Annotated in this window: 12 protein-coding genes; 10 read left to right on the plus strand and 2 right to left on the minus strand. The window is 68.8% G+C overall.

Going from position 1 to position 13163, the window contains the following annotated elements; genetic code table 11:
• Nucleotides 1–148 precede the first annotated feature (148 nt).
• Nucleotides 149–1912 carry a sensor domain-containing phosphodiesterase gene (locus tag QMZ26_RS05130; protein ID WP_283220769.1) on the plus strand — a complete coding sequence of 588 codons (1764 nt, stop codon included), beginning with the start codon at nucleotides 149–151 and terminating at the stop codon, nucleotides 1910–1912.
• Nucleotides 1913–2039: 127 nt separating this feature from the next.
• On the opposite strand, the gene QMZ26_RS05135 is transcribed toward QMZ26_RS05130, so the two are convergent.
• Entirely contained in the window at nucleotides 2040–2456 is a 417-nt protein-coding gene (locus tag QMZ26_RS05135; RefSeq protein WP_200732417.1) for a hypothetical protein, read from the minus strand.
• Nucleotides 2457–2573: 117 nt separating this feature from the next.
• On the opposite strand from QMZ26_RS05135, the gene QMZ26_RS05140 reads away from it, so the two are divergent.
• Nucleotides 2574–3767, plus strand: coding sequence for a GAF domain-containing sensor histidine kinase (locus tag QMZ26_RS05140; protein WP_283220770.1), 1194 nt, complete (start codon nucleotides 2574–2576; stop codon nucleotides 3765–3767).
• Here QMZ26_RS05140 and QMZ26_RS05145 read toward each other — a convergent pair.
• Nucleotides 3751–5274, minus strand: coding sequence for an FAD-dependent monooxygenase (locus tag QMZ26_RS05145; RefSeq protein ID WP_283220771.1), 1524 nt, complete (start codon nucleotides 5272–5274; stop codon nucleotides 3751–3753). The genes QMZ26_RS05140 and QMZ26_RS05145 overlap by 17 nt on opposite strands.
• A gap of 81 nt (nucleotides 5275–5355) precedes the next feature.
• Between QMZ26_RS05145 and QMZ26_RS05150 the strand changes: the two genes are divergently transcribed.
• The 8 genes from QMZ26_RS05150 to QMZ26_RS05185 all read left to right on the plus strand — a co-directional run bounded on the left by QMZ26_RS05150 (nucleotide 5356) and on the right by QMZ26_RS05185 (nucleotide 13156).
• On the plus strand, nucleotides 5356–6003 hold the full coding sequence (locus tag QMZ26_RS05150) for a TetR/AcrR family transcriptional regulator (protein WP_283220772.1): 648 nt from the start codon (nucleotides 5356–5358) through the stop codon (nucleotides 6001–6003).
• 93 nt (nucleotides 6004–6096) lie between these two features.
• Nucleotides 6097–6771, plus strand: a complete 675-nt coding sequence (locus QMZ26_RS05155) for a response regulator transcription factor (protein ID WP_283220773.1) — start codon at nucleotides 6097–6099, stop codon at nucleotides 6769–6771.
• On the plus strand, nucleotides 6771–8111 hold the full coding sequence (locus tag QMZ26_RS05160; RefSeq protein WP_200732422.1) for a HAMP domain-containing sensor histidine kinase: 1341 nt from the start codon (nucleotides 6771–6773) through the stop codon (nucleotides 8109–8111). Before QMZ26_RS05155 ends, QMZ26_RS05160 begins: the two co-directional genes overlap by 1 nt.
• 118 nt (nucleotides 8112–8229) lie before the next feature.
• Nucleotides 8230–8982, plus strand: coding sequence for a hypothetical protein (locus QMZ26_RS05165; protein ID WP_283220774.1), 753 nt, complete (start codon nucleotides 8230–8232; stop codon nucleotides 8980–8982).
• Between the two features lie 126 nt (nucleotides 8983–9108).
• Nucleotides 9109–10302: an efflux RND transporter periplasmic adaptor subunit gene (locus tag QMZ26_RS05170; protein WP_283220775.1), complete on the plus strand. Its 1194-nt coding sequence runs from the start codon at nucleotides 9109–9111 to the stop codon at nucleotides 10300–10302.
• The gene (locus QMZ26_RS05175; protein ID WP_283220776.1) at nucleotides 10299–12269 is read left to right on the plus strand and encodes a MacB family efflux pump subunit; all 1971 of its coding nucleotides are present in this window, start codon (nucleotides 10299–10301) and stop codon (nucleotides 12267–12269) included. The genes QMZ26_RS05170 and QMZ26_RS05175 overlap by 4 nt, the downstream gene beginning before the upstream one ends.
• Before the next feature lie 91 nt (nucleotides 12270–12360).
• Entirely contained in the window at nucleotides 12361–12747 is a 387-nt protein-coding gene (locus tag QMZ26_RS05180) for a hypothetical protein (RefSeq protein ID WP_283220777.1), read from the plus strand.
• 31 nt (nucleotides 12748–12778) lie between these two features.
• Complete coding sequence (locus tag QMZ26_RS05185; RefSeq protein ID WP_283220778.1) at nucleotides 12779–13156, plus strand: EF-hand domain-containing protein; 378 nt, start codon at nucleotides 12779–12781, stop codon at nucleotides 13154–13156.
• Nucleotides 13157–13163 lie beyond the last annotated feature (7 nt).

Genomic DNA, 13163 nt, shown 5'->3' on the forward strand with positions numbered 1-13163 from the left:
CCCCGCACTACCATCACGGCGCAGGCCTGAAGCATTCAGCAGGCAGCGGCCTGCACCCCTTCCCCCGATCCCTGCCGCGCGACATTGTGGTTGCGCTGCCGCGGTCGTTCCGCCTGTGCAGCCCCCTGTACGTTCTGATGTGGTCCTGATGCCCTCCCCCGAACAAGAACGCCTTTCCACCCTGGCCGGCCTCAATGCGCTCGGCGACGTCTCCGGCGCCGCCCTCGACAGCCTCACCGAGCTCGCCACGCACGCCTTCAACGTGCCCGTTGCGTTCGTTTCGCTGCTGGAGGTCGATCGCCAGCGGCTGGTCTCGCGCAAGGGGCTGGATGTCACCCAGACGCATATCCGCGATTCGATCTGCGCCTCTGCCATCGGCATTGCCGAGACACTGGTCATCGATGACCTGCGCGCGCACCCGCGCCACGCCAGCAATCCGCTGGTGACCGGCGATGCGCAGCTTCGCTTCTATGCAGGCACGCCCCTGGTTGCCCGCAACGGCGTGGCCATCGGTGCGTTCTGCATCATGGACGACGCGCCCCGGCAGTTTTCCGAAGCGCAGCGTCGCCAGCTGCAGACCCTGGCCAATGCAGCGATGAACGAACTCGAGCTGCGCGCGCTGACCGGCCGCCGCGATCCGGTCAGCGGCCTGCCCGACCGCCATCAGTTCGCGCTGGACTTCGACGCCCACGCCGCGCGCGAGCCGGACACCTTCGTGCATGCGGTGCTGATCGACGTCTTCGATGCCACCACCGCTACCGAGGCCGGCCAGGTACTGGGCATGGCGCCACTGGAAACGCTGATCCGCCGCATCGGCGTGCGCCTGCGGGTGGCGCTGGACGGCATGGCCGAGGTCTACCACGTGGGTGTGGCGCGGTTTGCCTTCGTGGTCGAGGTGTCATCGTCGAAGGCCGTGGAAGACCTGGTGGCCGAGCTGCAGGATCGGCTGACCCGGCCCATGATGGCCGCGCAGGTGCCGATGTCGCCCTCCTTCCACGCCGGCATCTGTGGCGTCACGCTGGGCCAGCACACGGCGGACGAGGCCATCCGCCGCATGCTGGTGGGACTGAACGCCGCCATCAACAGCCGCGCGCCGTTCCGCTGGTATTCCGAAACGCGCGATGCGCGGACGCGGCGCGGCTATCGGTTGGCCACCGATGCACGCGAAGCGCTGCAGGAGAAGCAGTTCCACCTGGTCTACCAGCCGCGCTTCCGCGCCTCGGACCTGGAACCAGTGGCCGCCGAGGTGTTGATCCGCTGGAACCACCCGCAACTGGGTACTGTCAGCCCGGCCGAGTTCATCCCGGTGTTCGAACGCACGGCGGTCATGCAGGGCATCACCCGCTGGGTGATCGACCAGGCGCTGGACCAGTGCGTTGCCTGGCGCGCGGCGGGCATCACGCTGACCCTTTCGATCAACTACTCGGCGCGCGACATGGGCGAGGAAGATGCGGCGCTGCGACTGATACGCGCGATCGAACAGAAAGGGCTGTCCTGCGCGGACATCGAAGTGGAGATCACCGAGAGCCAGTGGCTGCGCGTGGACTCCCCCGCTGGCCAGCAGCTGCGGCAGATGGCGGCGGCGGGGCTGCGCATCGCCGTGGATGACTTTGGTAGCGGCTACAGCAACTTCGGCTACCTCACCGAGCTGCCGATCAGCACGCTCAAGCTGGACAAGACCGTGATCGACCGCCTGTGCCTGGACCCGCGTGCCGCGCTGAAGGTGGAAGCGATCATCGGCCTGGCCCAGCGCCTGGGCTATGCCGCGGTGGCCGAAGGCGTGGAAAGCGCCGAGCAGGTCGCGCGGCTGCAGGCACTGGGCTGCGATGAAATCCAGGGCTTTGCCCTGGCTCGACCGATGACGGCTGAAGCGTTCAGCGAACGATTCCGCCCCGCGTCCGCCCAGGCGTAGCGTCGAGCGTGCTCGACTGCCTCTGCGTGAAAATCCGTCGAGCAAGCTCGACGCTACGAAGCACGCGATTACACACCGAGTATTCCCAGGCGTAGAGTCGAGCTTGCTCGACTGCCTCTGCGCGCGGTTACGCGGCGCGTGTGGCCAGCAGTTCAGCCACGCCGACACCCTCGAGCGAGCCGCAGCGCTCCAGCACGCCGCCGGTGTACTGCGGTCGCAGCAGCGGCAACGCTTCCTCCAGCGCCACGACATCGCCAAACGCGAAGCACAACGCGGTATCGGCAGGCACCTGCTGCAGTTCCTGATGGAAGCGGATGGGGCACTCGAAGGCGCTGCCCAGCACCACCACCTTCACCTGCCCGGCGCGCTCAAACAGCGCATCCAGCATCTGCTCGCCGGCCATGTCGAACACCGGCCGGCCCAGTTCGATGCCGGTCACGCAGCAGCCCACGAAAGTCTCCTTGCTGCCAAACCGGGTGCGCAGCACACGCGCATCGGCCGGGTGGGAAGCGGAGAAGGTCTGGAGGAGCGTACTGCTGATCACGGCATGCCTTGCGGTTCGGGAAGGGCGTGCAGTGTGTGCATGCGGCCGCGAAGGCGTGATGAAACTCCAGTAGCGCTCGCTATACTGGCCGCATACCGCAGTCTGTCTGGAACCCCCATGCCTACCCGAATCGATTTCCGGCCATCGCTGGACCTGGCATGCGCATTGACCGGCATGCGCGTGGCACTGGTGGCGGAAGTAACCGACACCTCGGCACGCTCCATCCAGAGCATCGACAGCGCCGGCCTGGGCATTTCCAGCGGCATGCTCCTCGATGTGAACAAGACCTTCTGCAAGGAAGTCCGCGCGTCGTGCTCCCCGGTGTGGTTTGCCGATGCGCTGAGCCACCCGGACTACCAGTGCAGCCCCATCCCCGGCATGTACGGCTTCCGCAGTTTCCTCTCGGTGCCGCTGGTGCTGGTCGACGGCTCCATTTTCGGCACGCTGTGCACGCTGGACCCGGAACCCCGGCCGGTGGATGAGGAACGCGTGCAGTCGCTGAACTCTTTGGCGGCACTGGTGGCGGCGCAGATCGATGCCATCCTCAGCCACGATGCCGACAGCCGCACCATCGATGGCCTGAGGGCGCAGGGCGATTCGGTCGGCCGCCAACTGGCCGAGTTCGAGCAGTCCAATGCCGAACTGCAGCGGGTGGCCAAGCAGCGCGAAGAATTCATCGGTGTGCTGGCGCACGATCTACGCAACCCCGTGCAGGCCATCCGCGCCGGTGTCGACCTGCTGTCGCTGGGCGCGTTGTCCGATTCGCAGAAGAAGGTGCTTGGCCATATCAACGAGAGTGCCGACCGCATCGCCGAACTGATCGATGTCACCCTGGATTTCACACGCGGACGCCTGGGTAGCGGCATCGCACTGAAGCTGGAGCCGTGGTCGGACCTCTCGGGCATCCTGGCCATGGCCTGCCGCGAAGCAATGCGCCCGTATCCGCAGCGCAGCTGCGAGGTGGACCTGCAGTTGCCGTTGACCTTCCTCTGCGACGCCGCACGCCTGTGCCAGCTGCTGGCCAACCTGGTCATCAACGCCGCCGTGCACGGTACGGCGGACCAGCCGATACGGGTGCATGGCCGAGGCACCGAAGACGGCATCGAAATCAGCGTGGCCAACCAGGGCGTCATTCCCGCAGCGCAGCTGGCGCAGATGTTCGAGCCGTTTGCGCGGCCGCAGGAGCGCCGGCTGGATGCGGGGCTCGGGCTGGGGCTGTACATCGCCTCGCAGATCGCCAAGGCCCACAGCGGCACGCTGAGCGTCATCAGTTCCGATGGCGCCGGGACGGTGCTTACGCTGCGGATCTGAACCAGCGCGACGCCGCCTCACGCACGTCGCCTGCCGCTTCACCAGTGTCGGCCGCCCAGGCGACGATGCCATCGGGCCGCACCAGCAGCGCGGCCAGTCCCATGCCATCTATGGGCTGGCGGATAATGCACTGGACCTGCGGCTGCCACGCATCCAGCACGCCGCACAGCGGCGAACCTGCGTCGAACACCCAGTACACAGCGCGTCCGGCGCGCAGCAGTTCGCCCATGCGCAGCCCATCAGCCGACACGAAATCCGGCGCGCTGCGCCCGACCAAAGGATGCGCGCCCCCGAGCGGCAGCTGCTGCGAAATACCCCACACGCGCTCGGCCATGTAGGTCGCGCCCCCGGTGGTATCGAGCAGATCGGCCATCACCGCAGCCAGCGCACGCGAGCCCGCACCCGGCCGCATCAGCGCCACCTGCGCGCGCGACCAGTCCAGCACCTGTGCCCCGATCGGGTGGCGCTCGGCGTGGTAGCTGTCCAGCAGCGCCTCGCCCGCCTCGCCACGCAGCACGGCGGCCAGTTTCCAGCCCAGGTTCATCGCATCGCCCAGCCCGAGGTTCAACCCCTGTCCGCCCAGCGGCGAATGCACGTGCGCGGCGTCACCGGCCAGCAGCACGCGCCCGTGGCGATAGCGCTCGGCCTGGCGCGCGGCATCGGTCCAGGTTGTCGCCAGGTGCAGTTCGCGCACCCGCACATCGCGGCCTGAAACGCGGCGAAGCAGGGCCTCAGCGGTATCACGGTCAAGCGGTTGGCGGTGCCCGGCGCCACCATCGAAATCGGCCAGTGCCAGCGTGCCGGGCGGGTTGAAGTTGCACATGCCATGGTCGGTGTACTGGCGGCCAGGCGTCAGCACCGTGGGATCCTCCAGCGTGACGCCGAGGGAGTGGCCGGTGAACTCAGGCGCCGTGCCGACGAAGGCAACACCGGCGCGCTTGCGCACCGTGCTGCGGCCGCCATCGCAGCCCACCAGCCAGCGGCCAGTGAAGCGCTGCCCGCCTGCATCAACCCGCACATGGTCAGCCTGCGGCTGGAGGTCTTCCACGGCCGTACCGCGCATGATCCGCACGCCCAGCGACTGCGCGCGTTCGGCCAGCACCACTTCCAGCGCCGCCAGCTCCACCGGCACCTGGGTGGCCGCCGGACCAGGCAACCGGTACGGCCAGCGCCCGCTGTCGACGCGGTCCAGCGCGAACGGAATACCGGCGAAGTGCCCGCCCAGTGGCCGCGCCTGCGCCAACCAGTGCGCGGTGCCCGGCGGCGGCGCCCCCTTGGCGGGCATGCGCACCTGGGTGGCGGCCAGCGCCTGCGGCAGGCCACGACGGTCCAGCGCCTCCAGCGTGGGCGCGGTGAGGCCGCGCAGGCCGAACGGCAGCCGCTTCAGCGGCGTGTCGGCCACTGCCGCATGCTCCAGCACAAGCACCTGCGCGCCACCCTGGGCCAGCTCGGCCGCCAGGAACAGGCCGACCGGGCCGGCCCCGGCGATGACCACGTCGTACTGCATGGAAAACCCCCATGAGCACCGGGTCGGCGCTCTGTCGCCGCGAATGTTACACTCGGTGTACGTTTTCGATGTGAACCCGTCATGAGCCCACCTGCTGGCCGCCGCGAGCAACGCAAGGCCGAAACCCGGCAAGCCATTTCCGATGTGGCCACGCGCCTGATCATCGAGCGCGGCTTCGAGGCCGTGTCGATGGCCGATATCGCCGAGGCCGCCGGGGTATCGCGCAAGACGGTGTTCAACTACTTCGCCAGCAAGGAACACCTGGTCTTCGACCGCGACGAAGAAGCACGGCAGCTGCTGCGTGAGGGCATGCATGCGCATGCCGGCCTGACCCCGCTGGCCGCCTTCAGCACCCTGCTGCGCGAGCTGCTGCACAGTGGCCACCCCCTGCTGCGCATCCACCCCGGCGCCGCCGCGTTCTGGGCCACCGTGGCCAACAGCCCCGTGCTGGCCGACCACGGGCGGCGCCTGCAGGCGCAACTGACCGATGATCTGGCCCTGCTGATGGCCACTGCCGCAGGCCGTGACGCCGATGATGCCGAGGCGCGCCTTGGCGCGGGCATGCTCATGGGCGTGGTGGTGGCCGCCTATCAGCGCGGGTTGCAGGCCCTGGCAGGCAATGAGGAACCGCGCGAGGCCATGCTGCAGCTGATCGTGCGCGGCACGACCGGGGTCCTGGTGGCACTGGCCGGCACGCCGTACACCGCCCCCGCCCTGCCGCCGGGATAAATCCCACACGGCACCGGGCCACGCCATGTTCACGCAATGTTCCTGTAATACGGTGCGGCACCGCCGCCTCCCTCTCTCCACGCCGTACCGCCGATGCATATCCTGCTGATCGAAGACGAAGCCGAACTGGCCGCCACGCTGAAAGGCGCGCTGCAGCGCGAGCGCCACGTGGTGGATCTGGCCGGCACTGTGGCGATGGCCCGCGAGGCGGCGCTCTGCGGGCTGCACGACCTGGTGCTACTGGACCGCACCCTGCCCGACGGCGATGGCCTGGCCCTGATCGCCCTGCTGCGCCAGCACAACCCCGGCGTACCCATCATCGTGCTCAGTGCGCTGGGCCAGCTGCCCGACCGCGTGGCCGGGCTGGATGAAGGTGCCGACGATTACCTGGCCAAGCCCTTTGCGCTGGAGGAACTGTTCGCCCGCATCCGCGCCGTCGGCCGCCGCCCCAGCGGCCTCAACGCCGAGACTGTCACCGTCGGCCGCCTGAGCTTCGACCCGGTGTCCGGTGAAACCCGCGTGGGCGGCGAGCGGCTGGACCTGCCGCGCCGCGAGATCCGCGTCCTGGCCGCGCTGGCGCGGCGCATCGGCCGCACCGTGCTGCGCGAATCCATCGAGATGGCGGTGTACGGCTTCGATGATGGCGTGCACTCCAACACCCTCGATTCGCACGTCTCGCGCCTGCGCCGCAAGCTGGCCGAGGCCGATGCCGGCGTGGAGATCCACGCCATCCGCGGCGTCGGCTACCTGATGCGGGAAATCAAGTAATGGCGCGGCGTCCTTCGCTGAAGTGGCCGCTGATCATCAAGCCGCTGATCTTCCACCTGCTGGCCCTGCTGCTGGCGTTCTTCGTGCTGCTGATGGTGCTGGTGCGCGTGGACAGCGGTGGCTACTACACCATCCAGACGTTCGCGCCGGTGGCCGCCGATGCCGTGCATCGCGATGCCAGCGGCAGGCTGTTCGTGAAGAACACACCGGAGCTGGCCGAAGAACTGAAGATCGCCCCGGGCGCCTGGTTCATCGCCCAGGATGACAGCGGCCACCACGTGACCTTCGGCAACGTGCCGCCTGCCTACGCCTCACTGGTGGGGCTGCTGGACGGCATTCCCTACGGAGACCTGCGCGGGCGCGAACGCGGCGACGGCCTGGCGGTGGTGGTGCGCCAGCACACCGGCCCGGCGGGCAAGCTGACGATCATGGCCCATGGCGAAGTGGATACCCTCACCTGGCAGATGGCGCTGGCCGCGCACATCATCACCGTGCCGATCTTCCTGCTGCTGGCGCTGGTGACCATCGTGCTGACGCCGATCATCGTGCGCCGCGCGCTGGCCGGCGTGGAGCGCATCGCCGCCGAAGCCGGGAAGATTTCCGCCAACCACCGCGGCATCCGCCTCACCGCCACGGCGGTACCCGTGGAGATCGCACCGCTGGTGAACGCAGTGAACGACGCGCTGGACCGGCTGGACGAGGGCCACGAACGCCAGCGCCGCTTCATTGCGGCTGCTGCCCACGAACTGCGCACGCCCATCGCGATCCTGCGGGTGAAGCTGGACGCCGCCGACGATGCCACCTCGCACAGCCTGGCCCTGGAAGTAGCGCGCCTGGCCACGCTGGCCGAGCAGCTGCTGGACCTGCACCGCATGGACGAAGACGGGCCGAAGGAAACGCTGAACCTTGCGCGTGTGGCCAAGCGCGCGGTGGCCGACCTGGCGCCACTGCTGATCCAGTCCGAGCGCACGGTCGCGGTGTCGGTGGAGCAGCATTACCCGGTGCTGGGCGAAGCCGGCGCGATCGAGCGGGTGATCTCCAACCTGGTCTTGAACGCGGCCGAACACGGTGGCCGCAACGTGATCGTGCGTGTGCAGGGCAGCTGCCTGGAAGTGGAAGATGATGGCCCCGGCATACCGGTGGCCGAACGCGAACGCGTTTTCGAGCCTTTCCAGCGCCTGCGCCCCCGGCAGAGTGGCGCGGGCCTGGGCCTGAATCTGGTGCGGCAGGTGGTGGAACGCCACGGTGGCCAGGTCACGATTCTCGACGCGCCCGGTGGCGGCGCGTTGATCCGCGTGGAGTTTCCGCCGCACCCCGGTGCGAACCCGCCGGCGGCGTGACTGCCACCTGTCTGCGCGCGCGTGCGGCACGCGCCGGCAAGCTTGCGGCAATGTTGGCTGCGCAGTATCGGGCGCAGGGCGCCTGTGCGCGTCCCTGTTCCGTACTGAAAGGACGCCCATGCCGCAGGCCGCCGCTGCACCGCCGAAGAACACGCCCCGATCCGAACCGGGCGCCGCGGCCACTTCGCTGACCGCCGCCGCATGGAACCGGCATCCGCAACAGCGCCGCCTGCGCGGGCTGGCACACTGGCCACGCTGGCTGCGCGACCTGCCGGAGCCGGCGCGGCCGATCGCACTGGCGCGACTGTTCGGCGCACTGTTCATGGCCCTGCCCGGCGCCGCCCTGGTGGTGTTCGTGGCACTGCACGCAGGCGCCGCGCTGGCGGCGGCCACACTGCCGCTGGTGGCGACGCACGCCACGCTGCATGCCATGGCCGCATGGTCACAGGCCAGCACCGGAGTGTCTTCACCGTGGCCGCAGCGGCTGGAAGCCCCTGCCCCGGCGCTGCTGTCGTGGACCAGCCTGCTGCCGTTCGCAACGGTCGCGGCCCCGGGTGCCAACACCCTGCTCGGCGCCAGCGTGGCCCTGCTGCTGCTCAACGCACGGCTGACTGCACACGGCCGCCATCGCCCTTGGCAGCGACCGCTGCATGTGGCCACGGCCACGCTGTTGGCCGCCACCCTGGCCGGGCAGGCGGTGCTGTTGTCCCTGCCCGCGCGCGCCGCGTTGCTGGCGGGCGCGGCCTGCATCGGCGTGTCGGTGGCCGTGCAATTGCGTGCTGGCACGCATCGCATCACAGGGCATCTGTTGCTGGTGCTGGGCAGCCTGTGCGCGGCCGTCGCCGTGGCGCTGCAGGTCGGCAGCCGCTGAACAGGCCCGGCGCCGCAAGGTTGGCGCAATCCTGGACATCGAGACTCGGCCCTGCCTGCACGCACAGGCACGCCCGTCATTCCTGCAAGGATTTCCGATGTTCACCGCACAACGGGCAACGCGCCCATGAGCGCCGTACCCCGCACCCGTCGCCGCCTGTGGATCGCCGCCGCCGCTGGCGCGTGCCTGCTGGCCCTGGCCGTGCTCTGGCTGATGCCGGCCGCACCGCCGGAACTGGAGGTGTCGCCCGTTCAACGCGGCGATATCGAACAGGTGGTCGAAGCCACCGGCACCCTGAAGCCCTCGCGCCTGGTGAGCGTGGGTGCACAGGTTTCCGGCCGCATCGAAACCCTGCACGTGAAGCTGGGCGACAGAGTGAAGGCCGGCGACCTGATTGCCGAGATCGACTCGCGCACCCAGCGCAACGCGCTGCAGAGCGCCCAGGCCGCACAGCGCAGCGCCCGCGCCAACCGTGATGCACTGGCTGCCGACCTGCGCCAGTACCAGCTGACCCTGCAGCGCCAGCAGGCACTGGTTGCCCGCCAACTGGTGGCGCGTGCCGACTACGATGCAGCGAAGAGCAAGGTCGACGCCACCCGCGAACAGGTCGCTGCGCTTGATGGCGAAGTGGTGCAACGGCAGACCGATGTGGACGTGGCACAGACCAACCTGGGCTACACGCGCATCACTGCCCCCACCGACGGCACCGTGCTGGCTGTGGTCGCCCGCCAGGGGCAGACCGTCAACGCCGTGCAGAGCGCGCCGACCATCGTGATGCTGGGCAACCAGGACGTGATGACCGTCTACGCTGAAATCTCCGAGGCCGACGTGGTGCACACCACCCTGGGCCAGGAGGCGTACTTCACCATCCTCGGCGACCGCGGCCGGCGCTACAGCAGCACGCTGCGCGACATCGCACCGGCGCCGGAATCGATCACCAACGAAGACACCTCCGGCTTCGCCGCGCCCGGCGCGTCGGCCGGTGCCAGCCGCACCGCCATGTACTACAACGGCCAGTTCGACGTGGACAACGCCGATGGCCGCCTGCGCAGCTACATGACCGCACAGGTGCGCATCGTGCTCGGCCGTGCCAAGGGGGTGCTGACCATCCCATCGGCCGCCCTGGGCGCACGGTCAGCCGATGGCAGCTACAGCGTGCAGGTCCGTGGCGCCGATGGCCGGCCAGCCGCGCGGCGCATCACCACCGGGCTGGATGACCAGATCAACGTAGAGGTGCGCAGTGGCCTGCAGCAAGGCGAACAGGTGGTGCTGGCACAGACTGCCGATGCCGCCGCTGCCACGGGCGCTGCACAGCCATGACCGACGCCGCGATGGACGGGGCGCTGCTGCGCGTGCGCGGCATCCGCCGCGAGTTCGCCGCGGGCGAGCAGACCCTGGTGGTGCTCGATGGCATCGACCTGGATATCCGCGCTGGCGAACTGGTGGCCATCGTCGGCCAGTCCGGCTCGGGCAAATCCACGCTGATGAACATCCTCGGCTGCCTGGACCGGCCCTCGGCCGGCACCTACTGCATTGCCGGCCGCGAGACCGCGCAGATGACGCCGGATGAACTGGCCGAACTGCGCCGCGAGCACTTCGGCTTCGTCTTCCAGCGCTACCACCTGCTGACCGACCTCACCGCGCTGGGCAACGTCGAAGTGCCGGCCATCTATGCCGGCCAGCCAGCGGCCGAGCGCCACCGCCGCGCGCAGGCGCTGCTGCAGCGTCTGGGCCTGGGCGAGCGCATGCAGCACCTGCCCGGCGAGCTGTCCGGCGGCCAGCAGCAGCGTGTGTCCATCGCCCGTGCGCTGATGAACGGTGGCGCGGTGATCTTCGCCGACGAGCCCACCGGCGCACTGGATACGCAGTCCGGCAAGGAGGTGATGAAGATCCTCGGTGAACTGCACGCCGAAGGCCACACCGTGGTGCTGGTGACCCATGACATGGCCGTGGCCGAGCACGCCCAGCGCATCATCGAGATCCGCGATGGGCGCATCGTGGATGACCGCCCCACCGCAGCTGCCTTGGCCGCCAGTACCAGCACGAGTGCCGTCCTGCAGGCGCGCAGCGAGGGCAGCGGCTGGCAGGCGCTGCGCGACCGCTTCACCGAAGCCTTCCGCATGGCCCTGCGCGCGATGAACGCACACCGCATGCGCACCTTCCTCACCATGCTCGGCATCATCATCGGCATCGCCTCGGTGGTGTCGGTGGTGGCGCTGGGCACCGGTGCACGCCAGGCCATCCTGTCCAACATCGCCTCGCTGGGCACCAACACCATCGAGATCTACCCCGGCTCGGGCTTCGGCGATGTACACGCCGCGCAGGTGGAAACACTGACCCCGGGCGACAGCGTTGCCCTGGCCGGCCAGCCCTTCGTGGACAGCGCGACGCCCGGCGTGGCCAGCAGCGGCACCGCACAGCGTGGCAATCGTGCAGCAAACGTGCAGATCCAAGGTGTCAGCGAGCAGTACTTCCGCGTGCACGGGCTGAAGCTGGGCGCCGGCCGCTTCTTCGGCCAGCCTGCGGTGGCCGGCCACCAGCAGGTGGCGGTGATCGACGCCAACACGCGCGCACGGTTCTTCGCTGCCCAGGAGGATCCCATCGGCCAGAGCCTGCTGCTGGGCAACGTGCCGGTGCGGGTGGTCGGCGTGGTCAAGAAGGAAGCCGGCGCCGTAGGTGACGCTTCACTGCTGCAGGTCTGGGTGCCCTACACCACGGCCATGGCCCGCATGCTGGGGCAGAGCCACGTGTCGAACATCACCGTCCGCGTTTCCGATGCGGTGGGCATGCAGGCAGCGGAGGCCTCGATCAGCCGCCTGCTGGCGCGCCGCCATGGCCGCACGGACTTCTACATGAGCAACAACGCGCAGATCCGCCAGTCCATCGAACAAACCACCCGCATCCTGACGTTGATGATCAGCGCCATCGCCGCCATCGCGCTGGTGGTGGGCGGCATCGGCGTGATGAACATCATGCTCGTCTCGGTGACCGAACGGACGCGCGAGATCGGCGTGCGCATGGCCGTGGGTGCCCGGCGCAGCGACATCCTGCAGCAGTTCCTCATCGAATCGGTGCTGGTGTGCCTGCTCGGTGGCGTGCTGGGCATCGGCGTGGCACTGGCCCTGGGTGCGGTGCTGGCCTTGGCCGATATCGGCTTCAGCCTGGTGTTCTCCTCCGCCTCAATCCTGGCCGCGTTCGCCTGCAGCAGCCTGATCGGCATCGGCTTCGGCTTCCTGCCGGCACGCCGTGCCGCACAGCTCGACCCGGTGGAAGCCCTGGTCCGCTGAACGGCATGCAGAACGCTGCAGTGACGGCAGGTTCGCGCAATGTCCGCGCGCTGTACTGAGCCTACCGACACAGCCGCACAGGAGCGGAACGATGGTTGAGAAGACAGGACGCAGCGCATGGCTGCTGGCGGCCGCCGTGCAGTTTCTGGTGCTGCTGCCCTATGCCGGCCCGGCGCAGGCGCAGCACCGCGATGGCTACCGCGCCGGATGGGACCGTGGCTACGAAGACCGCCAGCGCGATGAACGCGAGCGCCGTGAGCGCGAACGGGAACGCGACCGCCGTGACGATGCCAAGGCCAAGGGCGTGGTGGTGGGTGTGGTGGGCGCGGCCGTGGTGGCCGGCGTCATCGCGGCCGCTGCCAAGCGTGAACGCGAGAACCGTGAGCGCGCCGATTACTGCATGAGCCGCTACGGCAACTACGACCGCCGCAACGACACCTACCGTGGCTCGGACGGCTACAGCTATCCCTGCCGCTGAACTGCCCCGCAGCCTTCAAGGAAACCACCGCATGAACAAGACCGCTCTACTGATTGCCCTCTGCGCCGCGCCGCTGCTTGGCCACGCCGCCAGCAATGATCCGAAGCAGGCTTACATTGATTCGAATTTCGCCGCCATGGACAGCAACGGCGACGGCCGCATCGACAAGGCCGAGTACGCGAAATACCAGCAGGCGCGCTTCAGCAAGCAGGCCGATTCCATCGACGCCGCGTTCAAGGAAATGGACACCAACAAGGACGGAAAGATCAGCAAGCAGGAAGCGGCCGTCGTGCCGGAGATCGCCAAGTACTTCGCCGGCCTGGACACCGATGGCGACGGCTATCTCTCGCTGAAGGAGATGCAGCAGGCGATGGTGGCCGCACAGACGGCGGACGCAGCAGCGAAGTAGCGCCGTG

It is taken from the genome of Stenotrophomonas sp. PFBMAA-4 (assembly GCF_030053215.1).
In the GTDB taxonomy this organism is placed as follows: Bacteria; Pseudomonadota; Gammaproteobacteria; order Xanthomonadales; family Xanthomonadaceae; genus Stenotrophomonas.

What these genes read in the sequence shown, in the direction of transcription:
- QMZ26_RS05185 (WP_283220778.1), top strand. Translation starts at nt 12,779, where the DNA reads ATGAACAAGACCGCTCTACTGATTGCCCTCTGCGCCGCGCCGCTGCTT.
- QMZ26_RS05165 (WP_283220774.1), top strand. Translation starts at nt 8,230, where the DNA reads ATGCCGCAGGCCGCCGCTGCACCGCCGAAGAACACGCCCCGATCCGAA.
- QMZ26_RS05140 (WP_283220770.1), top strand. Translation starts at nt 2,574, where the DNA reads ATGCCTACCCGAATCGATTTCCGGCCATCGCTGGACCTGGCATGCGCA.
- QMZ26_RS05170 (WP_283220775.1), top strand. Translation starts at nt 9,109, where the DNA reads ATGAGCGCCGTACCCCGCACCCGTCGCCGCCTGTGGATCGCCGCCGCC.
- QMZ26_RS05150 (WP_283220772.1), top strand. Translation starts at nt 5,356, where the DNA reads ATGAGCCCACCTGCTGGCCGCCGCGAGCAACGCAAGGCCGAAACCCGG.
- QMZ26_RS05160 (WP_200732422.1), top strand. Translation starts at nt 6,771, where the DNA reads ATGGCGCGGCGTCCTTCGCTGAAGTGGCCGCTGATCATCAAGCCGCTG.
- QMZ26_RS05175 (WP_283220776.1), top strand. Translation starts at nt 10,299, where the DNA reads ATGACCGACGCCGCGATGGACGGGGCGCTGCTGCGCGTGCGCGGCATC.
- QMZ26_RS05180 (WP_283220777.1), top strand. Translation starts at nt 12,361, where the DNA reads ATGGTTGAGAAGACAGGACGCAGCGCATGGCTGCTGGCGGCCGCCGTG.
- QMZ26_RS05145 (WP_283220771.1), bottom strand. Translation starts at nt 5,274, where the DNA reads ATGCAGTACGACGTGGTCATCGCCGGGGCCGGCCCGGTCGGCCTGTTC.
- QMZ26_RS05130 (WP_283220769.1), top strand. Translation starts at nt 149, where the DNA reads ATGCCCTCCCCCGAACAAGAACGCCTTTCCACCCTGGCCGGCCTCAAT.
- QMZ26_RS05155 (WP_283220773.1), top strand. Translation starts at nt 6,097, where the DNA reads ATGCATATCCTGCTGATCGAAGACGAAGCCGAACTGGCCGCCACGCTG.